20 protein-coding genes are annotated in these 25,290 nt (G+C 69.1%); 11 read left to right on the top strand and 9 right to left on the bottom strand.

What is annotated here, in order from left to right; translation table 11 throughout:
- Nucleotides 1-23: 23 nt before the first annotated feature.
- Both J2X55_RS02980 and J2X55_RS02975 read left to right on the top strand, forming a co-directional pair.
- Nucleotides 24-1,385: an extracellular solute-binding protein gene (locus tag J2X55_RS02980; protein WP_115916282.1), complete on the top strand. Its 1,362-nt coding sequence runs from the start codon at nucleotides 24-26 to the stop codon at nucleotides 1,383-1,385.
- 245 nt (nucleotides 1,386-1,630) lie between these two features.
- The gene (locus tag J2X55_RS02975) at nucleotides 1,631-3,562 is read left to right on the top strand and encodes a ricin-type beta-trefoil lectin domain protein (protein ID WP_181906384.1); all 1,932 of its coding nucleotides are present in this window, start codon (nucleotides 1,631-1,633) and stop codon (nucleotides 3,560-3,562) included.
- 66 nt (nucleotides 3,563-3,628) lie between these two features.
- Here J2X55_RS02975 and J2X55_RS02970 read toward each other — a convergent pair whose 3' ends face one another.
- The 6 genes from J2X55_RS02970 to J2X55_RS02945 are packed head-to-tail and all read right to left on the bottom strand — an operon-like array spanning nucleotide 3,629 to nucleotide 6,735.
- The gene (locus tag J2X55_RS02970; protein ID WP_309821769.1) at nucleotides 3,629-4,495 is read right to left on the bottom strand and encodes an Asp23/Gls24 family envelope stress response protein; all 867 of its coding nucleotides are present in this window, start codon (nucleotides 4,493-4,495) and stop codon (nucleotides 3,629-3,631) included.
- 18 nt (nucleotides 4,496-4,513) lie between these two features.
- The gene (locus J2X55_RS02965; protein WP_115916288.1) at nucleotides 4,514-5,101 is read right to left on the bottom strand and encodes a hypothetical protein; all 588 of its coding nucleotides are present in this window, start codon (nucleotides 5,099-5,101) and stop codon (nucleotides 4,514-4,516) included.
- Nucleotides 5,101-5,679, bottom strand: coding sequence for a DUF6286 domain-containing protein (locus tag J2X55_RS02960; RefSeq protein ID WP_115916290.1), 579 nt, complete (start codon nucleotides 5,677-5,679; stop codon nucleotides 5,101-5,103). Before J2X55_RS02960 ends, J2X55_RS02965 begins: the two co-directional genes overlap by 1 nt.
- Nucleotides 5,679-6,071, bottom strand: coding sequence for a hypothetical protein (locus J2X55_RS02955; RefSeq protein ID WP_115916292.1), 393 nt, complete (start codon nucleotides 6,069-6,071; stop codon nucleotides 5,679-5,681). Before J2X55_RS02955 ends, J2X55_RS02960 begins: the two co-directional genes overlap by 1 nt.
- The gene (locus tag J2X55_RS02950; RefSeq protein ID WP_103207258.1) at nucleotides 6,068-6,256 is read right to left on the bottom strand and encodes a DUF2273 domain-containing protein; all 189 of its coding nucleotides are present in this window, start codon (nucleotides 6,254-6,256) and stop codon (nucleotides 6,068-6,070) included. Before J2X55_RS02950 ends, J2X55_RS02955 begins: the two co-directional genes overlap by 4 nt.
- Entirely contained in the window at nucleotides 6,253-6,735 is a 483-nt protein-coding gene (locus J2X55_RS02945; protein WP_115916294.1) for an Asp23/Gls24 family envelope stress response protein, read from the bottom strand. Before J2X55_RS02945 ends, J2X55_RS02950 begins: the two co-directional genes overlap by 4 nt.
- Nucleotides 6,736-7,047: 312 nt before the next feature.
- On the opposite strand from J2X55_RS02945, the gene fdhD reads away from it, so the two are divergent.
- Both fdhD and J2X55_RS02935 read left to right on the top strand, forming a co-directional pair.
- Nucleotides 7,048-7,938: a formate dehydrogenase accessory sulfurtransferase FdhD gene (gene fdhD, locus J2X55_RS02940; protein ID WP_115916296.1), complete on the top strand. Its 891-nt coding sequence runs from the start codon at nucleotides 7,048-7,050 to the stop codon at nucleotides 7,936-7,938.
- 60 nt (nucleotides 7,939-7,998) lie between these two features.
- Complete coding sequence (locus tag J2X55_RS02935; protein ID WP_309821768.1) at nucleotides 7,999-10,320, top strand: FdhF/YdeP family oxidoreductase; 2,322 nt, start codon at nucleotides 7,999-8,001, stop codon at nucleotides 10,318-10,320.
- Between the two features lie 274 nt (nucleotides 10,321-10,594).
- Here the strand turns inward: J2X55_RS02935 and J2X55_RS02930 are convergent, their stop codons facing one another.
- Nucleotides 10,595-13,291: a hypothetical protein gene (locus J2X55_RS02930; RefSeq protein WP_309821767.1), complete on the bottom strand. Its 2,697-nt coding sequence runs from the start codon at nucleotides 13,289-13,291 to the stop codon at nucleotides 10,595-10,597.
- Between the two features lie 145 nt (nucleotides 13,292-13,436).
- Here J2X55_RS02930 and J2X55_RS02925 point away from each other — a divergent pair, with 145 nt between their 5' ends.
- The 5 genes from J2X55_RS02925 to J2X55_RS02905 are packed head-to-tail and all read left to right on the top strand — an operon-like array spanning nucleotide 13,437 to nucleotide 19,870.
- Complete coding sequence (locus J2X55_RS02925) at nucleotides 13,437-15,623, top strand: alpha-galactosidase (protein WP_309821766.1); 2,187 nt, start codon at nucleotides 13,437-13,439, stop codon at nucleotides 15,621-15,623.
- Nucleotides 15,620-16,939, top strand: a complete 1,320-nt coding sequence (locus J2X55_RS02920; RefSeq protein WP_115916300.1) for an ABC transporter substrate-binding protein — start codon at nucleotides 15,620-15,622, stop codon at nucleotides 16,937-16,939. Before J2X55_RS02925 ends, J2X55_RS02920 begins: the two co-directional genes overlap by 4 nt.
- Before the next feature lie 56 nt (nucleotides 16,940-16,995).
- A complete protein-coding gene (locus J2X55_RS02915) occupies nucleotides 16,996-17,934 on the top strand; it encodes a sugar ABC transporter permease (protein WP_309821765.1) in 939 nt (312 codons plus the stop codon).
- Entirely contained in the window at nucleotides 17,931-18,806 is an 876-nt protein-coding gene (locus tag J2X55_RS02910) for a carbohydrate ABC transporter permease (protein WP_309821764.1), read from the top strand. Before J2X55_RS02915 ends, J2X55_RS02910 begins: the two co-directional genes overlap by 4 nt.
- Nucleotides 18,807-18,835: 29 nt before the next feature.
- Nucleotides 18,836-19,870, top strand: coding sequence for a LacI family DNA-binding transcriptional regulator (locus tag J2X55_RS02905; protein ID WP_115916302.1), 1,035 nt, complete (start codon nucleotides 18,836-18,838; stop codon nucleotides 19,868-19,870).
- Nucleotides 19,871-20,007: 137 nt separating this feature from the next.
- Here the strand turns inward: J2X55_RS02905 and J2X55_RS02900 are convergent, their stop codons facing one another.
- Entirely contained in the window at nucleotides 20,008-21,252 is a 1,245-nt protein-coding gene (locus J2X55_RS02900; protein WP_309821763.1) for an FAD-dependent oxidoreductase, read from the bottom strand.
- Between the two features lie 125 nt (nucleotides 21,253-21,377).
- Nucleotides 21,378-22,379: a glycerate kinase gene (locus tag J2X55_RS02895; RefSeq protein ID WP_309821761.1), complete on the bottom strand. Its 1,002-nt coding sequence runs from the start codon at nucleotides 22,377-22,379 to the stop codon at nucleotides 21,378-21,380.
- Nucleotides 22,380-22,722: 343 nt separating this feature from the next.
- Between J2X55_RS02895 and purL the strand changes: the two genes are divergently transcribed.
- On the top strand, nucleotides 22,723-25,062 hold the full coding sequence (gene purL / locus J2X55_RS02890) for a phosphoribosylformylglycinamidine synthase subunit PurL (RefSeq protein ID WP_115916308.1): 2,340 nt from the start codon (nucleotides 22,723-22,725) through the stop codon (nucleotides 25,060-25,062).
- Nucleotides 25,063-25,107: 45 nt separating this feature from the next.
- Complete coding sequence (locus J2X55_RS02885) at nucleotides 25,108-25,245, top strand: hypothetical protein (protein ID WP_170210666.1); 138 nt, start codon at nucleotides 25,108-25,110, stop codon at nucleotides 25,243-25,245.
- Nucleotides 25,246-25,290 lie beyond the last annotated feature (45 nt).

Below are 25,290 nucleotides of genomic sequence, written 5' to 3'. Positions count from 1 at the left end.
CCCCTGTCCCGAAAGGACCTCTCATGCGCAAGCGCTCTCTCGTCGGCGTCGTCGCCGGCGTGGCATCCCTCGCCCTTCTCACCTCGTGCAGCGGAGGCGGCGACGATCCGGCCGCCGACGTCGATTTCGGTGCCACCCCGAGCGGCACCCTCGCCGCGTGGGGTTTCGAGAACGCCGACGACGTGGGCCAGTCCCGTCTCGATTACGCGGCGGGTCAGCTGGACGGTGTGGACGTGACCCTGGATGCCACGGCCTTCGATGCGCAGAAGTTCACCACCCGCATCGCGAGCGGTGACGTGCCCGACGTCGTGCAGATGGACCGCCGCTACGTCACGACATACGCCGCCCAGGGGCTGCTCGTGCCGCTCGATGCGTGCTTCGCAGCGAAGGGCGTGGATCCCACGGAGCGGTGGTACCAGAACGTCGTCGACGACGTGACGTATCAGGAAGCCGTCTACGCGGTGTCGCAGTTCTACCAGCCGCCCGCGATCCTGCTGAACATGAACGTGTTGAACGAAGCGGGCGTGACGCCGGAGGAGTTCGACACGTCGAACATGGACGGCCTCATCGCGGCCATCGGCAAGATCTACCAGGCGTCGGGCGCGAACCCGACGCGTCTGGGCCTCGACCCGGTCGCCACCGGACAGGGCGGTCTGTGGGTGCTCGGCATGGGCGGACAGCTCACCGACGCCGAAGGAAAGCCGACGCTCGACGACCCCGCGAACGCGGCGGGTATCGACGCGCTCAAGCGGATCACCGACGCGCAGGGCGGATACGCCGCGGTCAAGAGCTTCACCGACTCGTTCGACACCTTCGGCGACGCCAACCAGTTCGTACAGAACCAGGTCGGCGCGCAGGTCGCGAATCAGTGGTACCCCAATGTGCTCGGCGCGTACCGCGACAAGCTCTCGCTCCAGGCGGTTCCGTTCCGGGATGCCGAGGGCCAGCCGTTCTCGCTCGCCTCGGGAACCGCGTTCGTGATCCCGGCCGGGGCGAAGAACCCCGCCGCGGCGTGCGCGTGGATGACCGATCTCACCTCGACGGACGCGTGGATGGCCGCGGGCGCGGCCCGCGCCTCCACCATCGAGAGCAAGGGCGGTCTGAACACCGGCCTGTTCACCGGCTCACCCGAGGCCGACACGATGATCCGCGACCAGTTCGTCGTGCCGACCGGCGACGCCGGTTTCGACCAGGTCATCTCGACGTACTACGACGTGGTCGAGACCGGGAAGTCGTTCGGTTCGTCGCCCGCGGGGCAGGACATCCAGAACGAACTGAACAATGCCATCACGGCGGTGCTCCTCGGTGACAAGACGACCGAGCAGGCCCTGACGGACGCCCAGCAGGCCGCGCAGCGCGCCTACGACAACGCCACGGCGCGGTAGTCCAGCCGGCTGACCAGAAGGGCATCCGGTCTTGGCCGGACGCCCTTCTGTGTGCTCAGACGGCTGCCGGCTGCATCACTTTCAACCCTTTATGTTCCGTTTTATGGTTAAATACGGGTTTGAGTGCTGAATTCCCCATTCCATCCGCCGTGCGAGATTCAGCTCCGCATAGTCCCGGAGACCACATGTCGAACGACAGATCACTGACGCGTACCGCCAGCCCACTTGCCCGCGCGAGGAGAAGCGTGCTCCTCGCGCTCGCCATCGTCGCGATCGCGACGTCGACGATCGGGGCGGGTCAGCACACGCAGGCATGGTTCACATCCGCGAAGTCGCTGACGGACAACAGCTTCTCTGCGGCCTCGATCCAACCGGTCGCCTCGGTCCGCGCCACCACTCGGCTCGACGGAGCCAACATCAGTTGGGACGGCGTCCTGGGGCAGACCTGGGCGACCGCGAACGCGATCACGCAAGAGCCGACCTTCACCGTCACGCGGACGATCGACGGCGGACAACCGACAACGGTGTACACCGGCTCCGCAACCTCGGCGAGCGATTCTTTTCCGCGCGCCTCCGTCACTCGAGGACGCTCTACGGTCTCGGCAGGCACCTCCGTCTCCGGCGCGATCTCGCAGGGCCGGGTCTACACCTGGGGCAAGGATCCGGGTACCGGGCAGCTGGGAACGGGGGGTTCTTCCGCCTCTACCCCGACCCTCATCAACATCGCCGCGAGCCACACGGTCGTCGACCTGTCCATCGGCGATACGAGCGCCGTCGCCGTCGCGTCGGACAACACCGTGTGGGCGTGGGGATCCGGCGTGGCGACGAACTGCGATTCGGCGACGAACACCCCGACGCAGATTCCCGTGCCGGGCGGTAAGACCATCGTCGCGGTGGCGGCCCAACGATGCCAGAGCCTCCTCCTCGCCTCCGACGGCATCGTCTACAGCTACTCCGGCAGCACCGGCCTTCAGACCGCAGCAGCCTTGCCCGGCGGCCGCAAGATCGTCCAGATCACCAAGGGGAACTGCGTCCTGGCATCCGACGGCACGGTCTGGTGCCGCGGGTCGAACAACTACGGCCAGCTCGGGACCGGCTCCTCGAACTCCTCGTCCGACGACTTCGTGCAAGTCACCTTCCGCACGGGCCTGTACGCGACACAACTGGCGTCCAACGGGACGACCGTCGTGGCTCTGCTCAACAACAACTCGGTAGTGGGCTGGGGAAGAAACAGCAACGGGCAGCTCGGCAACGGCTCGACGAGCGATGCGGTGTCCACGCCGGTCTCCTTCAAGGGATTGGGCTCGCAGGAGTTCATCAAGGTGTCGGTCGGCGGATCGCATGTCAGCGCGGTGGCCGCCGACGGCACCCTATCCAGCGCCGGCCTGAACGCATCCGGGCAGCTCGGCAACGGAAGCACGACCTCCAGCAGCTCCGCCGTCCTCGCGTCGGGAAGCGACATCCCGAACTTCGCAGACGTCGTCGACGGCGGCTCTCAGACGTACGGCGTGACGTCGAGCGGCGCGCTGTGGGGATGGGGAGCCAACCTCGTGAACGGTGTCTCCACCATCGGAAACGGCAACACATCGACCACGTCTTACACATCACCGGTCCGTACCGCGACGAACATCACGATCGACGACGGTGCGAACAAGCTCACGTGCGCCAATGGCGCGACAGCGAACAAGATCGCGCGCTGCGCTCCCTCGGGTACCCTCACCTACTCGGTGACGTACGCGGTGCAGTCGTGGGTGTCGGGAGCCGTGAGCAAACAGGCGTCGACGACAGCGACACAGCTGGGTTCGGTCACGTTCGGGGGCCCGGGTTCGCTGGCCCTGTGCTTGGGGCTCCGAGGCGGATCCAGTGCCGACTACACGCCCGTCGAGCTCCAGGCCTGCGACTCGTCGGCGAATCAGACATGGAGCTCCTGGTCCGACGGCACGTTCCGCTCGAACGGGAAGTGCCTCGACGTGAAGGGCAACAGTCCCGGCAGCGTGGTGCAACTCTGGCCCTGCAACGATCTGGGCTACCAGTGGTGGGTCCTGCGTGACGACAAGACGGTCTACAACCCGAGCTCGGGCCTCTGCCTGACCGATCCGAACGGGTCGTCGAGTCCGGGGACCCAGCAGGTGATCGACACCTGCACCGGTGCAACGAACCAGCAATGGTCGTTCTAGAGGCTGGCGATTGATGCGCGAAGGGCGACTCGGCCGAAACCGGGTCGCCCTTCGTTTTGCGTATCGTCAGCGCCCAGGACGCTCGCCCTCCACAACCGACTGCACGTCGTCGACCGCCGGGGTCTTGTCGTCGGCGCGCACCTCGTCAGCGGCGATCGCGATGTCGATCGCCGCGTCCTCGAGCGCCTCGGCGACGACGTCACTCACGTCGGCGCGATCGTCGCCCGCCTCGTCGACAGAGGCGTGCGGACGCTCGGGCTCGAGGCCGTCGGTCAGGCGATCCGCGGCCGCGACGTCCGACTCCGCGTCGGCCGAGGACACACGCTCACGCGCTTGGCGGATGGTCTCGTCCACGGCGGCCGCGGCCCCGGCGGCGACGTCCTTCGTCTTTGCGACGGCGGCATCGACGGTCTCCGAGGCACTGGCCGCGAGGTCCTTCGACCTCTCGCGCGCATCATCGACGGCGGTCGACGTGCGATCCGCGACATCCTTCGCCCTGGTTTTGACCTCGTCGGCCACGTCCGACGCGCGGGCGGCGACGGCATCCGCCTTCTGCTCGGCATCGGCGACCACGTCGCGATCGAAGGGCCCGAAGACGCCGGTCACGACGACGTCGACCTCGATCGTGCCGCGGCCGAGGGGCTCGAGCGCCGACGTCACGGCGGCGCGCACCGCGTCCGCGACGTCGTGCAGCTTGTGCGGGTAGTCGACGACCAGCGAGATGGTCGCGGTGACCGAGTCGGCACGGTCAGTGTCGATCTTGACGCCGGGTGCGGTGCTCGCCAGACCGACGCGTTCACGGACGGCGTCCGACGCTCGCCCGATCAAGCTACCGAGAGCGTGGACGCCCGGAACGGAACCGGCGGCGGTCGCCGCGAGCGTCGCCGCCGCGTCGAGGTCGGGCGGGTCGATGGTCGCATCGGTGATGGACATCACGTCTCCTCGTGGGTGTCAGTGAACACGGGTGTTGTCGCGCGCGAGTTTCGCGCGCAGACCCGAGTGGATGGAGATGTAGGCGCGCAGATTCTGGCCCGTGAGCGCGGCAAGGTTCGTCACCAGCGTGTCGATGTGCTCGGCGACCTCACGGGGCGAGGTGTTCTGACGCGGGGTGACCGCCACGTGCAGCACGGACTGCTTTCCGACCTCACCGGCGGTGATGCGAGACGAGAGGATCTCGTCACGCTCGCCCAGCGCGTTCTTCAGCGCCTCGGAGGCGAACCCGTCGGTGACCGTGATGCGCCCCTCGTCGCTCGCGCTGCCGGTGGACTGCAGGGGAGCCTGACGACGACCGCGCACGGCGGCCGCGGCGATCAGGATGAGGATGATCGCCAGCACCACGATCGCGGCGACAGCGCCCCAGCCGGCGGACTCGCGGCCCAACGACTCGAGCCAGCCCTGGAAGCCGCCCATGACGGAGGTCCACGTGGCGGTGCCGCCCGGAAGGAGCCCCACGGCCAGGGCAAGACCGCCCAGCCCGAGCAGCGCCACGGCGACCAGGAAGAGGAGGAAGCGGTTCAGACCGCGTCGCGTCGCGTTCATCAGGACTCCTTGGTGTCGGGACGCTGCACGCGCACGTGCGTGCGCACGGCGGGCGAAAGCTTGTACGAGGTGACTTCCTCCTCGACGATTCGGCGCAGCTGCGCTTCATCGACGGGGATGCCGACCGGGGGCCGCACCGTCACGTCGACGTCGCGGTGGGCGACACCGACGACGATGTCATCGCGCGCAATGCCCGACTCGTTGCTCAGGTGCTGAGCGAGGGCGGATGCCACGACGCCGTTGTCGACGACGACGGCACGCTCCCCCCACTGCATCTCGTGGCGCGAGAGACGCCCGGGCTTGAGAGCCAGGACGAGCACGACGAGGCCGAGGATCGCCAGCACGACCCCGCCGATGACGAAGGCGACCGGCATGAGCGCGGTGGGGGCCGCCACGACGGCGTTGAGCGCTTCACCCGGAGCGATCAGCAGGGGCTGGGCGCCGGAGAGGTCGAGGATGATCTCGACCGCGGCGTACGCCAGGGCGAGGATCAGCAGCACGACGACGACGAGCATGGCCGTGGTGCGCGGCGAGTGGGTCTCGCGTCGCACGACGGTACGGAGCACGGTGTCCGTCATCACAGCACTCGCTTTCGCTGGGGGGCGGAGGCGCCCGAGATGGTGAGGTCGACTCGCGAGATCTCGCGTCCGAACAGGTGGGCCAGACGAGAGCGCAGCTCGCTCTGCGCGGCGCGCGCGGCCTCCAGTACGGGGGTCGCAGCGTGGACGGCCTCGGTGTCGTCGAGGCGGGGGACGGGGAACGGCGTGGTCACGCGGACCGCGGCGGTGTCGCGGGCCGAGACGATCTCGACGCGGACGTTCTTGGCATCCACGCCGACGATGTCCGCGGCGGCCCGTTCGGCCGTCTTCTGCAGCACGCGGTCGGAGATGGTCACCCGACCGCCGGGGAGGCCGGGGTCGGCAACCGTGGTGCGGTTGCCGACCCCGGGCGAAGCGGTGACGGTGGTCACGATGTGCTCCGCCCCTTGAAGGCATTGACGATGTTGCCGAAGTCGAGTTCACCCGCCGTGATGCGAGCGACGACCACGCCGATCGCCATGAAGAGAGCGACGAGGATGAAGCCCCAGAAGCCGAAGATCAGAGCGCTGAGGGCCAGCACGAGGCCGGCGAGAGCGCCCTTGGTGGAGGCGCTCACTGGACGCGCTTTTCGTTGCTGTCGTCGTCGTTGTTGTCGTCGCCCGGGATGTGGACGTCGTTCACGTCGACGTTGACTTCGACGACCTCGAGGCCGACGAGGCGGGTGATGGCACCGGCGACGCGGGTACGGACCTGGTCGGCGACCTCCTGGATCGGGGCGCCGTACTCGACGACGATCGTGATGTCGGCGGCGGCCTGCGTCTCGCCCACCTCGACCTTGACGCCCTGCGTCAGGTCGGTGGCGTTGATCGCGTCACGGATGGCGCCGAGCGCGCGGGCTCCGCCGCCGCCCAGGGCGTACACGCCCGCGACCTCACGGGTGGCGATGCCGGCGACCTTCGCGACGACGCCCTCGGCGATCGACGTCTTGCCGTCCACGGGGGTGTCCTGGCCGCGGCCGTTGAGGGGGCGGTTCACGCGGGACGCCGACTGGGGGACGTTCTGCGCAGCGGGGGTGGTGGGGGCGTTCTCAGCCATGTCCGTGCCTTTCGAATGTCTGGACCCGGGTGTCCGGGGTGGGCGCTTCGGCCTACACGACTAAGACGTACCGGGTACAGGAATCGTCACGCCGGACTTGAAAAAGTTCGGAGAATCTGTATTCGCATGAATGCGGATGGCCGTTTCCCGCAGGATTCTGCGGCGGGAACGCGCCCCAGCGACGTGGTCGGCCCGGCGTCCCCCGTCCGCAGAACTCGGTCGACATCGCGCCTCGATGACCCGCCCGCGACGTCGGAGGCCCGGCGTACGCTCGACCCATGACCCCCTTCTGCTCCTCGGCACGGCCCTGACATGGGCCGCCTCACCGCCTCGCGTCGAGTGACGCGCATCACTCTCGACGGCGCGAACCGACAGCGGCCGGATGCCGTCGCGGTCGAGGAACCGCTCGAGATCCGCGTCGCAGGCGCGCCGTTGGCCGTCACGATGCGCACGCCCGGTCACGACGTCGAGCTCGCGGCGGGTTTCCTCGTCTCCGAGGGCGTGATCAGCCGGGGCGAGGACTTCGCCCGCGCGATCCACTGCGGCGGGCCGGGTACGGGCGGCGCCGATGGCAACACCTACAACGTGCTCGACCTCACCCTGGCCCCGGGCGTGGCTCTCCCCTCCCCCGACATCGCGCGCTCGTTCTATACGACGAGCTCGTGCGGGGTCTGCGGCACGGCCTCGATCGAGGCGGTCGAGAAGGTGTCGACGTACGACGTCTCCACCGACCCCCTCTCGGTGTCGGCCCACCAAGTCGCGGCGTTCCCCGATCGCCTCCGCGAACAGCAGAAGACCTTCGACAAGACCGGCGGCCTGCACGGCGCCGCCCTGTTCGACGCCGCGACCGGCGAGATGCTCGTCGCCCGTGAAGACGTCGGGCGGCACAACGCCGTCGACAAGGTCGTGGGCTGGGCCCTGCTGAACGACCGACTCCCCCTCCGCGACACGGTGCTGCAGGTCTCGGGCCGCGTCAGTTTCGAGCTCGTGCAGAAGGCCGTCATGGCCGGCATCCCGATGCTTTCCGCCGTTTCGGCGCCGTCGTCGCTCGCCATCGAGCTCGCGGAGCGCGCCGGGCTCACCCTCGCCGCCTTCGTGCGCGGCAACAGCATGAACCTGTACACGCGGGCCGACCGCATCCGCGTACCCGAGCCCGCGGCATCCACAAGCCCCTCCGTCGAAAAGGTGGCGAGCGTACGCTGACGCCAGGCGAGCGGTGTGTGGATGCCACCGACTCCGCGCCGGAATCCACGGAGGGTGAACATGGGTGAATCGTTCGGGCTGATGACCGAAGAACCGCGCCAGGGAGGCCTCGGCCCGCAGGTCGACGGGGAATGGTCGAGCACGGGCCCCTACGAGCACCCCGCCGCCGGGTGGGGTGCCGCGCTGACCGTCGGCAAGGTGCTGCTCGAGCAGCGTCAGCCGGTCGCCGGCACCAAGGCGATGTTCACGATGAACCACCCCAAGAGCGGCTTCGACTGCCCCGGGTGCGCGTGGCCCGACGACAAGGGCGTCACGCTCGACATCTGCGAGAACGGCATCAAGCACGTCACGTGGGAGATGACGCACAAGCGCGTCGGCAAGGAGTTCTTCGCCGAGCACTCCGTGAGCGAGCTGTCGCAGTGGAGTGACTTCGAACTCGAGGACGCCGGTCGTCTGGTGGGACCCATGGTCTATGACGCCGAGACCGATCACTACGTGCCGATCTCGTGGAACGACGCGTTCCGCCTGATCGCCCAGGAACTCACGGCGATGGATTCGCCCGACCAGGCCGCGTTCTACACCTCGGGTCGCCTGAGCAACGAGGCGTCCTTCCTCTACCAACTGTTCGCGCGCGAACTCGGGACGAACAACCTCCCCGACTGCTCGAACATGTGCCACGAGGGCTCGGGGCGCGGGCTCACGGCATCCCTCGCCACGGGCAAGGGCACCGCCGACCTCGAGGACTGGGAGAGCGCCGACGCCCTCTTCATCCTCGGCGTGAACGCCGCCTCCAACGCGCCGCGCATGCTCACGAGCCTCGCCGAAGCGATCGACCGCGGCGCCCAGATCGTGCACGTCAACCCCCTGCGCGAGGTCGCCGGCACCCGCACGATCGTTCCGCACGAGATCGTCGACATGGCGACCTTCCACTCGACCCCGACCAGCACGATAAACCTGCAGGTACGCCCGGGCGGCGACCTCGCCCTGATCCGCGGCATGGCCAAGGTCGTCTTCGAAGCATCCGAAACCGACCCGACCGCCCTCGACCAGGCGTTCCTCGACACGTACACGAGCGGACTCGACACTTACCGCGCGCTCGTCGAGGCCACGACCTGGGACGAACTGGTCGAGCAGGCCGGTCTCACCGAGGCCGAGATCCGCGCGGCCGCCGCCGTCTACCTCGCCTCGAAGGCGTGCGTCATCAGCTGGTGCCTGGGCGTGAGCCAGCACCAGCACGGCGTCGACACCGTCCGCGAGATCGTCAACCTGCTGCTACTGCGCGGCAACATCGGACGCAAGGGCACCGGCCCCTCGCCCGTGCGCGGACACAGCAACGTGCAAGGCAACCGCACGTGCGGCATCAACCACAAACCCACCGAGGAATGGCTGGCTAAGCTCGACGAGGTCTGCGGCATCACCTCGCCCCGCGAGCCCGGTCTCGACACCGTGCACACGGTGGCGGCCCTGCACCGCGGCGATCTGAAGGTCTTCCTCGGCATGGGTGGGAACTTCGTGCGCGCCGCTCCCGACACCGCGCTCACCGCCGAGGGAATGAGCCGCGTCGAGCTGACGGCGCACGTGAGCACCAAGCTCAATCGCAGCCATCTCACCCACGGCAAGAAAGCGCTGATCCTCCCGTGCCTCGGTCGCACCGAGCGCGACGAGCAGGAGAGCGGCCCCCAGTCGATCTCGACCGAGGACGCCATGAGTTCGGTCATGCTCTCGCTCGGCTCCCGCAAGCCCGCGTCACCGCACCTGCTCAGCGAGCCCGAGATCATCGCGCGCATCGCGCGGGCGACCATGCCCGACTCGGCGACGCCGTGGGAATGGTACGTCGGCGACTACGACCGCATCCGCGACACGATGGCGAAGGCACTGCCCGGGTTCGAGCGGTTCAACGAACTCGTGCGCCAGCAGTACGGCTTCCGCATCCCCCAGCCCGCCCGCGAGCGCGACTTCCGGACGCCGTCCGGCAAGGCCGAGTTCTCGGATGCCGAGTTGCCCAACGTCATCCCCGAAGAGGCCGACGTGCTGGTGCTGCAGACCATGCGCTCGCACGACCAGTGGAACACCACGATCTACTCGGCCGACGACCGCTACCGCGGCGTCCGCAACATCCGCGAGCTGGTGTTCATGAACCGGCGCGACATGAAGGAGCGCGGCATCGGCGAGGGCGACCTCGTCGACATCGTCGCCACCTCGCGCGACGGCTCGGTCCGCAGCGTCACCGCGTTCCGCGCGCTGGAGTACGACACCCCGCGCGGCAGCGCCGCCGGGTACTTCCCCGAATTGAACGTGCTGCTCGGCCCCGACGACTACAGCCGTCAGAGCGATCAGCCGTTGATGAAGGACATCCGGGTGAGGATCGCGAAGACGGCCTGAGGGTAGGGCGCCGGCGGGCGACGCGCACGGTCCGAGTCAGTTCACCATTGCGGTCTCGGATAGGCGGCCCGCGGCCGATCGGCGTCCACGTCACTGGGGAACGCGCTGGCAGGGCCGCGCAGGGCGCTGGGTGGGGGTGACCCCGCCCAGCGCCCTGCCAGATTGTCGCCGTTCCGTTCCTGTCGCGGCCCCGGTGCCTCCGGATGCGCGGCCCGGCCCGTGGTCTTCAGCTATATGGGCCGTGGAGACGCCGGCGGCGACCAGCACACCGGCGTCATCGAACCGCCGTGACGACGTCTCCGAGGCGAGTCGGCGCAATGACGACATAGTCGACGTCCGGTGCATAGTGATCGTTGCTGCCGAAAGTCAGGGCGCCGTCCGCGGTGGAAAGAGTCACCGGGATCGTGCGCTCCCAGAAGCTGTCCCACGAGTACGTGTAGCGGAAGTACCCCTCGCCTACCTGTCCGTTGCCGGCCTCCGATACGTGGAGCGGTCGATCGACCACCTGCGGGTTGTAGTCGTGTCGGCCGGAGACCTCGGCATTCGCGTACTTCACGACGACGTCGTAGTCACCCGGTGCCTGGAAGCCCGCGGCGCGGGGAATAGTCAGGGTGTTCCCGACGCCGTTGCCCAGAAAGCCCACGAGTCGGCCATCCGAGACGTTGGAGCCCGTCGAGACATCCAGGCTCCGAATATTCGCCGCTCCCGCGAGCACCCCGGACTCGGCCTCGACTTTGATCGCCGCCGCGTCCGCGTCCGGCGTGCGCGTCGTCGAGACCGAGCGGAGCGACAGGCCGTTCGCTGACGTCACTTCGATCTCGTTGATGCCCTCCGACAGATGCAGGCGGACGACGCTCGACCAGGTGCCCGCACCGGCGGTGGATGCCGCGGCGACCTTCCGTCCGTTGAGCGTGAGGTTCACGTCGGACGCGGCCGTCGTGGAGTAATCCACCGCGACGTCGTAGTAGCCCGACTCGAAGGCCGACGCGTAGACGTCAGCGCGTCCGGCGCCCCGGATGACGGCGGAGCCACGGGCGCCCTCGCGGTCGTAGGCGAGCTGTGCGCCGCCGGCGAGACGGGTCGCCGACGCGGGGTAGACGATCTTCTCGCCGTCGGTGACGTCGGTGAGCAGGAATTTGTCGAGGGTGATGTCGGCGTTCGGCAGCACCGACGACCCGTCGGCACTTGCGCGAAGCGACAGCACATGCGTTCCCGCGGTCAGGGCGATCTCCACCTCGGCGCTGCCGCGGTACTTCCAGCGGCTGGTGTCGTTGAGGGCGAGATCGGCCGTGTACTGAACGGTCGTGGGGTTCGCGCCGTCGGTGAACAACACGTGCCGCCCGGGGACGCCGGGGGTGGCCCCGATGACCTGGAAGCGGTAGATGCCGTCACGGGGCACCTCGACGCTCCAGTCGGCCTTCGAGGACGCGTTGTTGAACGCCCCGACGTCACGGCCGTGCGAAGCGAGGAACATCCATCCTCCGTTGCCGGTGGGCGACTGGTTGAAGACCTGGGCGCCGGTGATGGCGGTGTCCTCTGCTTCGATCGAGGTCGACCAGGGCTGCACGGTCGAGGGCACGGCATCCCGCTTCGGGGTCACCACGAGCTGATATCCGGCGTATCGGTCGTAGGTGGGAACGCTGACCTGCAGGGAGCCGTCGTTCACGGCAACGCCCGACAGGGTGGAGACGACGCGCGGCGTCGCGGCCAAACCCTCGGCCCCGGAGAGCGGCACTTCACGCACCTCCACGTCGACACTGTCACCGAACGTGTCGGCATCCAGTCCGGTCAACGAGAGGGCGACGGTGTCGGCGCTCGAGCCCCCGAACAGGACGGTGGCCTTCTTGTTCGCGCTGTCGATGGCGCCGATGCCCTGCAGCGTGTCGGCGACGTTGAGGCTCGGGGGCGTTACCTTGACGGTCTTGCTGCCGGCCAGGTCGCCGTACCACTTGAACATCCACCAGCCGGCGTTGGCGCCGTTGGGGCGGGCGGAGTTGTCGGAGAAGTTGCCCGCGTAGTTCCAGTAGGCCGTCTGCGCGTCGACCTTGGTGTCTTCGAACATCGAGAACCACTGGATCAACTGGCCCGGCACGCCCATGTCGCGCAGCAGGCCGTACTCGGTGATGTTGATCTCGCGCGGGCTGATGCCGCGGTCGGCTTCCAGCTTGCGGTACTCGTCGTAGTGCGAGCGGTAGGTGGCCAGATTGTCGATGCCGAGCTCGTGCCAGATCATGTATTGCGGCAGTGTGCCGGTCTGCTTGGCGTAATCGAGCCAGACGGCTGTGCGGTCGGCGTGCCAGGAGGCGTCACCGGGGCCGCCGATGACCGGTGTGAGCCCGTGGCGCGTGTAGACCTCGCGGATCTTGTCGACCGCGGCCTTCCAGTCCGGCAGGAACTGCTGGTTGAAGAAGTTCCAGTCGGCGTACCAGTTGCCCGCGTCGGGCTCGTTGAAGGGGATGAAGACGTACTGGTCGGGGTGCTCCGACTTCGTCGCGACCGCCTCGGTGACGAACTCGACGACCTCGAGGTAGTCCCAGATGCCGTTGGGTTGGTTCGTGTACGTTCCGTCGGCCTGGTTGTAGGTGCGGTCGTCGCCGGGGCGGCGGCCGCCGTTGTACGCCCAGTCGGGGTAGTAGTCCTGAACGTAGATGTCGAGCTGCGTGCCGTTCTTGGCGAAGAAGCCAGCCTCGACCTTCAGCGCGTCGCCGCTCGGGTGCTGTGTGCCGTACGGCGCCTTCTGCGAGGTGTTCGTGATGTGGGCGCCGTTGATCAACGCCTGGGTGGGTGCCCCTTCGTCGCCCAGGCCGTACAGGGTGCCTGAAGCGCCGCCGCGGAAATCGCCGGTCGTGGTGGCGAAGTCAACGGACAGGGTGTCGGTCGTTGCTGCCGTCGCGGGGGCCGCGGCGGCCGCGAGTGCGCCGAGAGCGAGGGCTCCGGCTGCACCCACTGCGATCCATCGGGGGTGTCTCATCGGGGTCGTGTCTCCATCGATCAGAGGGCGCGGCGTTGCGCCCGGGAGCAACGTATCCCGAGTTTGATAGCGGTTTCAAGAGCGACTTGATAACGCTTTCACAATGGGCTAGCGTCCTCGACAGTTCGACACGACGGAGAGACGAATGACGACGATGCAGCCCGCAGCCACCGGTGCGGTTCCCACCCCGACCCTGGGTTGGGGCAACGACCTCGTGACCCTGACGTTCACGTGGGATGCCGAGGAGCCCGTCAGCTGCACAGCCGTCGAGGTCTCGGGACGAACGGTGCCCGTGCACCGCGTGCCGTTCGTGGAGGTGCTCACCGCCGACGCCGGCCACCGCCCCGCGTCGGGGCGCCTCGCCCACACCGAGCACGGCGCCCGCATGCGCTACGTGTCGCACGACGAGAACGTCGCCAACGGCATCCACACCCTCACGATCCTCCAGCGCTCGGGCGATCTCGAGGCTCGCATCGAGCTGACCGCGCGCGACGGGGTCGCGGCCGTGTCCAGCCGGATCGTCATCGGAAACGTCGGCGAGGGACGCCTCGTCCTGCGCGCCGTGGCCTCCTGGGTCGCCGGGTTCACTGCGCGCGGTGACGAAGGCGACGCTCTCGCCGGCTGGGAGCGCCTCACCGGTGTCAGCGACTGGCTTGGCGAGGGGCGCTGGACGCGCACTCCCCTGCGCGGACCGGACTTCGTTCCACTCGCGGAGCATCTGACCGGCCACAACCCGCGCGGAACCTTCGCGGCCGTCTCCACGGGGACATGGTCGACCGCACATGAACTGCCCACCGGCATCCTCGAATCCCGTAGGGCGCACCTCGCCCTCGCCTGGCAGATCGAGCACAACGGCGCGTGGCGCTGGGAGCTGGGTGAAGACACCCCCGGCGGCTACCTCGCCCTCTCGGGCCCGACCGACGCCGACGCCGGGTGGTCGCACGTCCTCGCCCCCGCCGACCGTTTCGAGAGCGTCCCCGCCACGGTGGCCTTCGGCTCCACGGCCCCGGCAGCCGTCGACGCGCTGACCGACCACCGACGCGCGATCCGGCGCCCGCACCCCGACAACGCGGCGATGCCCGTCGTCTTCAACGACTACATGAACACCCTCGACGGCGACCCGACCACCGAGAAACTGCTTCCGCTGATCACGGCCGCCTCCGAAGTGGGCGCCGAGGTGTTCTGCATCGACGCCGGCTGGTACGACGACTCGGGTCACTGGTGGGACACCGTGGGCGAGTGGCTGCCCTCCACGACCCGCTTCCCGGGCGGCCTGGGCGAGGTGATCGACGCCATCCGCGCCGCGGGCATGGTGTCGGGGCTCTGGCTCGAGCCGGAGGTGGTCGGCATCCGGAGCCCCCTCGCCGACCGTCTGCCCGCGGAGGCCTTCCTGCAGCGCAACGGCGAGCGCGTCGTGGAGCACGACCGCTTCCACCTCGACCTCCGCCACCCCGCGGCCCGCGCGCACCTCGATGCGGTCGTCGATCGTCTGATCGCCGACTTCGGCGTCGGGTTCTTCAAGATGGACTACAACATCAACCCGGGCCCGGGCACCGACCACGACGCCGACAGCGTGGGCGACGGACTGCTCCGGCACAACCGCGCGGTCCTCGACTGGCTCGACGGGGTGCTGGATCGGCATCCCTCGCTCGTCGTCGAGAACTGCAGCTCGGGCGCGATGCGCATGGACTATGCGATGCTCTCGCGCTTGGCGATGCAGTCGACCTCCGACCAGCAGGACTTCCGCAAGTACCCCGCGATCGCGGTCAGCGCGCCGCTGTCGATCCTTCCCGAGCAGGCCGCGAGCTGGGCCTATCCGCAGCCCGAGATGGATGCCGAGGAGTCGGCGTTCTGCCTCGTCACGGGACTGCTCGGCCGCTTCTATGTCTCCGGGCACCTGAACCGCATGGATGCCGCGCAGCGCGACCGCGTCGCGACCGCGATCACCGTCGCGCAGGGTCTGCGCACCGAGATCGCCACGTCGCACCCGCACTGGCCCCTCGGTCTGCCGCGCTGGGACGACCCGTGGCTCGCTCTCGGCCTGCGCGGTGCGAACAGCGACCTCGTCTCCATCTGGCGACGCGGCGGTGCCGCGGATGTCGCCCTGGACTTTCCCCATCTCGTCGGCGTGGCCGTCGAGGTGACCCCGGTCTTCCCCCTGGACCTCCCCTCCTGGCAGACCCACTGGGATGCCGCGACGGGAACCCTCCACGTGCGCGGCGTCGACACCCGACTCGCCGCGCGCACTCTGCGTCTGACGGCACGGCCCGCCGAGTCGACACCGACGCCCGCACCAGATCACACTGATCACATCGAAGGAGCAATTCAATGAAGAAGCGGTTCATCGCTGCCGCGGCGGTCACCACCGTCGCGGCCCTCGCCCTCGCCGGTTGCTCGGACCCCGGCGCCGGAGGAGGCGCTGCGGCCGGGCCGGCCGACTGGCCCGCGCAGGACACCAAGCTCGACGGCACCACGCTGACGATCTGGGCGGCGCAGAACTCGAACAAGGTGCCCGACAGCGTCGTCAAGGGCTTCGAGGCGGCAACCGGCGCCAAGGTCGACGTCGTGACGATCCCCGACCCCTACGAGCAGAGCGTCCAGACCAAGGTCGCCACGGGCGACAAGCCCGACCTGGCGTTCTGGCAGCCGACCGCGTCGCAGCTGACCGCGCTGAACGCGTCGACCAACCTGCAGTCGCTCGACGGCGCGCCGTTCATCGACAAGTACACGCCGGAGCTGAAGGACATCACCGGCATCCTCGACAACACCCGCTACGCGGCGCTCATCACGACGCCGGCCGTGGAAGGCGTCTACTACAACAAGGAGGTGTTCGCGAAGGCGGGCATCACCAAGACGCCCGGCAACTGGGAAGAGTTCCTCGCCGACGCACGCCAGCTGAAGGCCGCGGGCGTCACGCCGTTCTTCGACTTCGGCGGCGGAACGCCGTGGGCCACGCAGTGGTGGGTGCAGGTGCAGCTCGCAGACGCCGCCAAGGACGGCCTGTGGGAGCGCGTGAACGAGAACAAGGAGAAGTTCACCGACCCGACGATCCAGGGCGCCATCGACACCTACCAGGGTCTGATCCAGGAGGGGCTGTTCAACAGCAACCTCAAGACCGCCACGTTCGAGGACCAGGGCCCGGCCCTGCTGTCGGGCGAGGCCGCCATGGCCATCCAGGTGAACTCGTTCTTCGGCCAGCTGCAGTCGCTGGCCGACACGTCGGAGCTCAACCAGAAGATCGGCTTCTTCCCCATCTCGCCCACCGGCAACGTCGGCACCTTCATCCCCGACCAGGCGAACGCTCTCGTTGCCTTCAAGACGGGGGATGCCAAGCGCGAGGCCGCTGCGCGTCAGCTTCTGTCGTACTGGCTCGGTGACGGGTACCCGGACTTCGTCACCACTCAGAAGACGGTGTCGCTGCAGGCAGACGTCGCGTCCTCGTCGGAGGTCCCGCAGGCGCTGCTCGACGTGAGCACATCCCTGGGCGACTCCGTCGGCTCGATGCAGGCGCTCGCGGTCGCAAATCCCGACCTGTACCTCAATCTCGGCGACATGATCCAGGGCACCAAGACGCCTGTCCAGGTCGCCGAAGCCACCCAGGCGCAGTTCGCTGAACTCGCCAAGGCCATCGGAACACCCGGCTTCTGACCCACCCGGGGCGCCGGAACCCGATCCGGCGCCCCCTTCCCCGGGAGGAACCCCTCATGACTTCGACCCTCGAGCGTCCTCGTACGGTGACGCCACCGCCACGGTCGGCCAGGATCGCCCCGCGAGGGCGACACGCGAAGGACCATCCCCTGTGGTTCCTCATCCCGGCACTCGCGGTGCTGGTTGTGTTCTTCGCCATTCCCACCGTCTTCAACTTCGTTTACGCCTTTACGAACTGGTCGAGCTTCAAGAGCTCGATCGACTTCATCGGCCCTGGCAACTTCGTCTCGCTGTTCTCGAACGGCTCCCTCGTGAACGCGCTCACGGTGACCCTCGTCTACGCCGTGCTCGTCGCGATCTTCCAGAACCTCTTCGGCCTCGCGCTCGCACTCCTCCTCGAACGCGACACCCGCGTCAACCGGGCGCTGCGCGTCGCCTTCTTCGTGCCGGTGATCATGTCGGCCCTCGCCGTCGGCTATATCTTCCAGGCCATGCTCAAGCCGGACGGCGCGCTCAACGGCATCCTGAGCGTTCTCACCGGACAGATCATCGACGTCGCGTGGCTCGGCAGCACGACCTGGACGATCGTCGTGGTCGCCCTGATCCACGCGTGGAAGTGGATGGGGCTGTCGATGCTCATCTACCTGGCCGGGCTCAAGACCATCAGCGACGACGTCATCGAGGCCGCGTGCCTGGACGGCGCCGGCTGGTGGACGACATTCCGTTCTATCCGCTTCCCGCTGCTCGCCCCCGCGGTGACCTTCAACGTCGCCACCGCTCTGCTCGGCTCGATGAACGGCTTCGACATCGTGCAGGCGACCACCGCAGGGGGCCCCGGCGGCACCACCGAGCTGCTCAACATCTTCATCTTCCGGACCTTCGGTCAGGGCCTGTTCGCCCAGGCGACGACGATGAGCCTCGTGCTCTTCCTCGTCGTGGCGATCCTCGCCTTCCCCGTCATCCGGATTCTGCGCAAGCGGGAGGACGTGCTGTGACCGAGACCATGACCCTGACCACGGGACGCACCCGCCGGTCGCCGCGCCGACGCCGCCCGCTCGCCCGCATCGCGCAGCCCGTCGCCGCCGTCATCGTGGCCGTCGCCCTGCTCGGCGTCCCGTTCCTCCTGACCGTGCTCACGGCCTCGAAGACACAGGCCGAGGCGTTCGTGCCCACGCTCGCGCTGCCCACCGAGTGGCACCTGCTCGACAACTTCGCCACCGTCATCGGCGATGGTCGCATGATCGCGGCCTTCGGTGGCAGCGTGCTCGTGATGGTGCCCGCTGTGCTGGGTGTGCTGATCCTCGGCTCGATGGCGGCCTGGATCCTCGGGCGCCGGAAGTCGAAGGGGCTCGCCTTCGTCTACGCCGTCGCCATCAGCGGAATCGTCCTCCCTCCCGCGGTGGTCACGATCGTGCTGCTGCTGCGCCAGCTCGGTCTCGCCGGCACCCCGGTCGGAATGATCGGCGTCTACATGGGCATGTACATGTCGACCGTGATCTTCTTCGTCACCGGTTTCGTCCGGACGATCCCGATCGAACTCGAGGAGGCCGCTCGGGTCGATGGCGCGTCCCCCGTGAAGGTCTTCGTGAAGATCATCCTTCCGCTGCTCATGCCGGTGCTCGCGACCGCGACGATCCTCATCTGCCTCTACATCTGGAACGACGTGTTCTACGCGTTGTTCGTGGTGGGCGGTCGACTCGATACGCTTCCGCTGAACCTGTACCAAGTGGCGAGCGCGGGTCTGTACCTTCAGAATTGGCAGCTCATCTTCGCGTACATCATCCTGATGAGCCTGCCCCTGCTGATCACCTTCATGGTGGCCCAGCGCAAGATCATCTCGGGCATCACCAGCGGCGCCGTCAAATGACCATCGCCGCTCCCCACCGACGGAGCACGATGGAAAACCCCCGCACCAAGCCGGCGACGATCGCCGACGTGGCCGCGCGGGCGGGGGTTTCCGTTCCGACGGTGTCGAGGGTGCTCACGGGAGCGGCCAAGGTCAGCGCGGCCAAGCGGGAAGCGGTCGAGGCGGCGATCGCGGCGCTCGACTTCCGTCCGAGCGCGGCGGCGCGCGTGCTCGCCTCGCGCAAGGCCCAGGTCATCGCGGTCATCGCGGGTGACACCTCGCAGTACGGGTATGCCGAGACCATCCGTGGCATCGAAGAGGCCGCTCGCGCCGAGGACTACACGGTCATGATCACCGTGGTCGAGAGCACCGACGAGGCGGAGATCGACCGCGCGATCGCGGCGACACTGGCCCAGCCCCTCGCCGGGGTGTGCGTGCTCAAGTTCGACCCGCCCGGAGTGGCCGCTCTGCACCGCATCCCGTCGTCACTGCCGCTCGTCGCCCTCTCGGGTGTGCGCGAGCCGGGCCTGCGCCAAGCGGTCCTCGACGAGGCGCGCGCATCGGAGGAACTCACCGATCACCTGCTCGATCTCGGTCATGCGACCGTGCATCACGTACGCGTTCCCCCCTCCCGCCGTGAGGACGGCCGTACCACCGGCTGGCGGCGCGCGCTCAAGCGGCGAGGTGCGGTCGTCCCTCCGCTGAGCGACGCGTCGTGGGATCCGCGGTCGGGAATCGAGATCGGACGACATCTCGCCGAGGACCCGGCGGTGACCGCGGTGTTCTGCGGGAACGACGAGATCGCCATGGGGGTCATCCGCGGCATCGTGGCATCCGGGCGCTCCGTTCCCGGTGATATCTCGGTGGCGGGTTTCGACGACCACCCCCTGGCTGCGCTCTGGACGCCGCCGCTCACCACGGTGGACCAGGACTTCGCCGGTCTCGGCCGCCGTGGTCTCCAACTGCTGCTGAACGAGATCGCCGGCGAGACCGGTCGCCGCTTCTCATCGGAGCGGCCGCAACTCGTCGTGCGCGAGAGCACGGCGCCGCCACGGCCCGGTGCCGTGGTGCGACGGATCGGGTGAAACAGCCGAGGCACGCCCGGGGCTATGGCTCTTGCGGGCTTCTTCCGGCCGTCCGAGCCCCGGCGTGACGCGGGGGTCGTCGTCTCCGCTCGGTCGCCATGCATCTCGCGAGGGTCCTTCCGCCTGCTCGGTAGACCTCAGCGACGCGCCCACCGCGGTGCCCGCTCCGGCCGCGGGCCCACGCCGACCAGAAACGCCGGGACGACGCTGAGCCACGGCGCACGGCGCAACAGGACTCCGACACCCCGCGGCAGCACGACAGCGCGGTGTCCCGCGACGACCGGCGCGATCACCCGGGCGTGCACGAGACGCTGCAGCGACTGGATGACGAACGTCGGCAACCGACGCCGCCGCTGCACGCGCCAGAGAAGGCGACCCGCCCGCGGTCCGGCCAGCGCCCCGCGGCGTAACGGCTCGGCGAGCAGTCGCGCCGTGGCCACGGCATCCTGAATCGCGAGGTTGATGCCCACCCCGCCCGCGGGCGACATCGCATGGGCGACATCGCCGATGCACAGCACGCCGTTCGCATGCCACCGGCGCAGGCGATTGACGCGGACGTCGAGATGCTTCACGTCGTCCATCGATGCGATCGTGTGCACGTCGTCGGCCAGCTCGGGAAGCAGTTCGGCGACCTGCGCCCGCAGGGCGTCGATGCCGGCGGCACGGAGCGCGGCATCCGCCCCCTTCGGGCCGATCCACGCGACCTGGACGTATCCGCGACGCGGGATGGCGATGCCGATGCGACCGCGCCGGATGCGCGGAAGCAGTGCCTCGGCGAGAGGACGATCGGTCGTGATGCGGAACCACCACACGTCGAAGGGCACCGGGAACTCCCGCAGCGGAAGGTCGAGCGCACGGCGCACGACGGACCGACGCCCGTCGGCCGCGACGGTGAGGGGGGCCCGCACCTCGCCCTCGCCGTCCGGCGAACGGAAAGCCACCCCGTTCACACGGCCACCGCCACGCAGCACACCCGTGACCTCGTGCTCACGCAGCAGGGTGAACGTCGGCTCGGCCTGAGCGGCCTCGGCGAGCAGGTCGAGCAGGTCCCACTGCGGGACCATCGCGATGTAGGGGTGCGGAGTCCGCAGGCGCGAGAGGTCGGCGAAGACGATATCCGTCCCCGCCGCAGTCGGCAGGCGGAACTGGCGCACGTGAGCGTGCGGGAGCCGATCGAAGCGGTCGAACAGGCCGAGGTCGTCGAGCAGACGCAGCGTCGAGGGGTGCACGGTGTCGCCGCGGAAGTCGCGCAAGAAGTCGCGATGCTTCTCGAGCACGGCGACCCGGATGCCACGCCGCGCGAGCAGCAGACCGAGGACCATGCCGGCCGGACCCCCGCCGGAGATCACACACTCGGCGTGGATGGTCGGTGCGGCTCCCATGTGGTCATTGTCGTCCCGTGGCGCGGGCGGGGCCAGGGGTGTCGCGCCACACGACCGGTCGCGCGGGGCTGAGATCGGACCGCGGGCGTGCAGCCGTAGCCGACCCGGGGCTCGCGCGGTCCGACTCAGTCCCCCAGCCGCGCGAGCGCCGCCGCGGTCGTGCGTCGCACCGCCGTCGCCGGGTCGGCCCACGCCTGTTCCGCACCGACCGTCTCGGTGATGGAGAAGACCGCGGCGCCCTCACGGGTGACGCCCGCCGCGACGATCCCCGCGACCACCACGGCCGGTACGCCCCACTCCGCGGCGAGCGCCAGCACGTGACCCGGACCCTTGCCCGCGAGGGTCGTAGCGTCGAAAGCCCCCTCTCCGGTCACGACGAGGTCGGCCGAGGCGATCGCTCCGGCGAGTCCCATCGCCTCGGCCACGAACGCGGCACCGTCCACAAGCTCGGCTCCCGCGGCTGCCAGCGCCCCCGACAGTCCCCCTGCGGCACCGGAGCGTGGCATCCCACGGACGTCCATTCCGTATCGCACGGCCCAGTCCGCGGCATCCTGCGCCAGCCGACTCGTGAGGCGAGCGACCATCGCCGGGTCGGCGCCCTTCTGCGGGCCGAAGACACGAGCCGCCTCCTCGAAGGCGACGGTGGTGTCGGTGAGCACGACGACCTGGCCCTCGCGAAAAGGCGTCCACCCGGCGAGGGCCTCGAGCGCCCCACGGCCCCCGTCGGTCGTTGCGACCCCGCCCGTTCCCACGACCACGCGCGTCGCGCCCGCGTCGAGGGCGAGCGCGATCAGTTCGCCGACACCGCGGGTCGTCGCACGCCACGGATCGTTGCCCGAGGCGCCTCCGGCGAGGACGAGCCCGGATGCCGCGGCCGACTCGATCACGGCCGTGTCCCCGTCGAGGCGCCAGGCGGCGGCGACCGCGGCACCGCGCGGCCCCGTTACCGCGGTCGAGCGGGTGGCGCCGCCGAGCGCCGCGAGCGTGCCGTCGCCGCCGTCGGCCATCGGCACGACCGTGACCAGCGCGGCCGGCCACCGTTCCCGCACCGCTGCGGTCATGGCATCCGCCGCTTGTTGCGCCGTCAACGTGCCCTTGAACTTGTCGGGGGCGATCACGACGCGCACGGGCCACCTTCGGTCGGAGGACGGGTGCTCGCACCCTACCCCGGGCGGCACGCGCCGAGCCGTCGCGCGGATCCGGATGCCGACTTGCCTGGGTCGCGGCATCCCCGACGACGACGGATTCATGGATGCCGACCTCGTGGAGCGCCTGCGGAAAGTGGTGCCGCGGCACCTGCCGTGAGGTCCCCAGCGATCCGCGAAACCTCAGCCCGGATGCCGGGAACCCGGCCGAGGATGCGCAGATCACTGACCCGGCGCTCGGCGCACCACCCGCCGCCGGGGCAATGTCGGCGCGCCCAACTAGACTGACTCCCGTCCGGCCCCTGCGATCTTGGAGCTCAGCCGCGTGACCACCCCGAACCCCGCCGCCCGTACTGCTCTCGCCGACACGGTCGAGAACGCGATCGCCACGCCCGAGAAGGACCAGCCGTACGGCGCCCTCGGCCTCAAGAGCGACGAGTACGCCCAGATTCGCGAGATCCTGGGCCGCCGCCCGACCAGCGGTGAGCTGGCGATGTACTCGGTCATGTGGAGCGAGCACTGCTCCTACAAGTCGAGCAAGATCTACCTGCGCCAGTTCGGCCAGAAGGTCAGCGACGAGATGAAGACCCGCCTCATGGTGGGCATGGGTCAGAACGCCGGCGTCGTCGACGTGGGCGACGGCTGGGCGGTCACCTTCAAGGTCGAGTCGCACAACCACCCCAGTTACATCGAGCCGTTCCAGGGGGCCGCCACCGGCGTCGGCGGCATCGTGCGCGACATCATCTCGATGGGCGCACGCCCGGTCGCCGTCATGGACCAGCTGCGCTTCGGCGCCATCGACCACCCCGACACCCCGCGCGTCGTGCACGGCGTGACCAGCGGCATCTCGTTCTACGGCAACTGCCTGGGCCTGCCCAACATCGGCGGCGAGACGGTCTTCGACGCCGTCTACCAGGGCAACCCGCTCGTCAACGCCCTCGCGGTCGGCGTCATGCGTCACGAAGACATCAAGCTCGCCAACGCCACGGGCGTCGGCAACAAGGTCGTGCTGTTCGGTGCCCGCACGGGCGGCGACGGGATCGGCGGCGCCAGCATCCTGGCATCCGACACCTTCGCCGACGGCGGACCCACCAAACGCCCCGCGGTGCAGGTGGGCGACCCGTTCGCCGAGAAGGTCCTCATCGAGTGCTGCCTCGAGCTGTACAAGGACAACCTGGTCGAAGCCATCCAAGACCTGGGCGCCGCGGGCATCTCGTGCGCCACGAGCGAGCTCGCCGCCAACGGCGACAGCGGCATGAAGGTCGAGCTCTCGAAGGTGCTGCTGCGCGACCCGTCGCTCACGCCCGAAGAGATCCTCATGTCGGAGTCGCAGGAGCGCATGATGGCGATCGTCGCGCCCGAGAAGCTCGACGACTTCCTCGCCGTCGTCGGCAAGTGGGACGTCGAGACGAGCGTCCTCGGCGAGGTCACCGGTGACGGCCGCCTCGTCATCGACTGGTACGGCGAGCGCATCGTCGACGTCGACCCCTCCACCGTCGCCGTCGACGGCCCCGTCTACGAGCGCCCGGTCGCCTACCCGACGTGGATCGACGCGCTGCAGGCCGATTCCGCCGTGAAGCTGCCCCGGGCGACGGATGCCGACACCCTCCGCGACCAGTTCACGACCCTCGTCGCGAGCCCCAACCTCGCCGACACCTCGTGGATCACCAACCAGTACGACTACTACGTGCTCGGCAACACGGCGCTGAGCTTCCCCGACGACGCCGGCATGATCCGCGTCGACGAAGAGACCGGCCTCGGCTTCGCGATCGCGACCGACTGCAACGGCCGCTACAACCAGCTCGACCCCTACAACGGCGCGAAGCTGGCGCTGGCCGAGGCGTACCGCAACGTCGCCGTCACGGGCGCCGTGCCCACCGCCGTCACCGACTGCCTCAACTTCGGCAGCCCCGAGAACCCCGAGGTCATGTGGCAGTTCAGCCAGGCCGTCGAGGGCCTGAGCGACGGCTGCCTCGAGCTCGGCATCCCGGTCACGGGCGGCAACGTCTCGTTCTACAACCAGACCGGTGACCAGCCCATCCACCCGACCCCCGTGGTGGGCGTTCTGGGCATCATCGACGACGTCGCCGCCCGCATCCCGAGCGGCTGGCAGGATGCCGGCGAGAACCTCTACCTGCTCGGCGTCACCGCCGACGAGCTCGACGGCTCGCAGTGGGCCGGCACGATCCACGACCACCTCGGCGGTCGCCCGCCGAAGGTCGACCTGGCACAGGAGCGCAAGCTCGCCGAGCTGCTGCAGGCCGCGGGCTCGCAGTCGCTCGTCTCAAGCGCACACGACCTGTCGTCGGGCGGTCTCGCCCAGGCTCTCGCCGAGGGCGTGATGCGCTTCGGCGTCGGCGCGCGCGTCTGGCTCACCGAGCTCATGGAGCGCGACGGCGTGGATGCCACGGCCGCCCTGTTCAGCGAGTCCACCGGCCGCGTGCTGGTGAGCGTCCCCCGCGAAGAGGACGTGAAGTTCCGCGGCCTGTGCGACGGCCGCGGCTACCCCGTGCTGCGCATCGGCGTGACCGACGTCGAGCCGGGCACCGAAGCGGCGCTCGAGATCCAGGACGTCTTCACCGTCCCCGTATCGGAGCTGCGCCGCCTGTCGAACGAGACCCTGCCCGCCGTGTTTGGCCCGACCGTCTCGGAGCCGGTGGCCTGAGCTGGCCGATTCCCCGCACGACGCACTCTGGAGAGGAGACGCGCGATGACCGATGACGACGACGACATGACCGTGTTCAGCGACAAGCGGCAGAAGCGCGTCAAGATCACCGCGTGGGTCGTGATCGGCGCGCTGGTGCTCACCGGCGGCGGCGCCACGGTGATCTCGCTGATCCTCGGCTGAGGCCGCCCGATCCTCGCGTGAGGAGCCACTTCCTGCCGCGGGAAG

This window comes from Microbacterium sp. 1154, assembly GCF_031455375.1.
GTDB lineage: Bacteria > Actinomycetota > Actinomycetes > Actinomycetales > Microbacteriaceae > Microbacterium.
Note: the sequence above shows the minus strand (reverse complement) of the source record. Positions and strands in the feature narration are given on the sequence as shown.

Coding starts and splice junctions, on each gene's coding strand:
- J2X55_RS02980 (WP_115916282.1), top strand. CDS start 24: ATGCGCAAGCGCTCTCTCGTCGGCGTCGTCGCCGGCGTGGCATCCCTC.
- J2X55_RS02970 (WP_309821769.1), bottom strand. CDS start 4,495: ATGTCCATCACCGATGCGACCATCGACCCGCCCGACCTCGACGCGGCG.
- J2X55_RS02965 (WP_115916288.1), bottom strand. CDS start 5,101: ATGAACGCGACGCGACGCGGTCTGAACCGCTTCCTCCTCTTCCTGGTC.
- J2X55_RS02960 (WP_115916290.1), bottom strand. CDS start 5,679: ATGACGGACACCGTGCTCCGTACCGTCGTGCGACGCGAGACCCACTCG.
- J2X55_RS02945 (WP_115916294.1), bottom strand. CDS start 6,735: ATGGCTGAGAACGCCCCCACCACCCCCGCTGCGCAGAACGTCCCCCAG.
- fdhD (WP_115916296.1), top strand. CDS start 7,048: ATGGGCCGCCTCACCGCCTCGCGTCGAGTGACGCGCATCACTCTCGAC.
- J2X55_RS02935 (WP_309821768.1), top strand. CDS start 7,999: ATGGGTGAATCGTTCGGGCTGATGACCGAAGAACCGCGCCAGGGAGGC.
- J2X55_RS02930 (WP_309821767.1), bottom strand. CDS start 13,291: ATGAGACACCCCCGATGGATCGCAGTGGGTGCAGCCGGAGCCCTCGCT.
- J2X55_RS02925 (WP_309821766.1), top strand. CDS start 13,437: ATGACGACGATGCAGCCCGCAGCCACCGGTGCGGTTCCCACCCCGACC.
- J2X55_RS02920 (WP_115916300.1), top strand. CDS start 15,620: ATGAAGAAGCGGTTCATCGCTGCCGCGGCGGTCACCACCGTCGCGGCC.
- J2X55_RS02915 (WP_309821765.1), top strand. CDS start 16,996: ATGACTTCGACCCTCGAGCGTCCTCGTACGGTGACGCCACCGCCACGG.
- J2X55_RS02905 (WP_115916302.1), top strand. CDS start 18,836: ATGGAAAACCCCCGCACCAAGCCGGCGACGATCGCCGACGTGGCCGCG.
- J2X55_RS02900 (WP_309821763.1), bottom strand. CDS start 21,252: ATGGGAGCCGCACCGACCATCCACGCCGAGTGTGTGATCTCCGGCGGG.
- J2X55_RS02885 (WP_170210666.1), top strand. CDS start 25,108: ATGACCGATGACGACGACGACATGACCGTGTTCAGCGACAAGCGGCAG.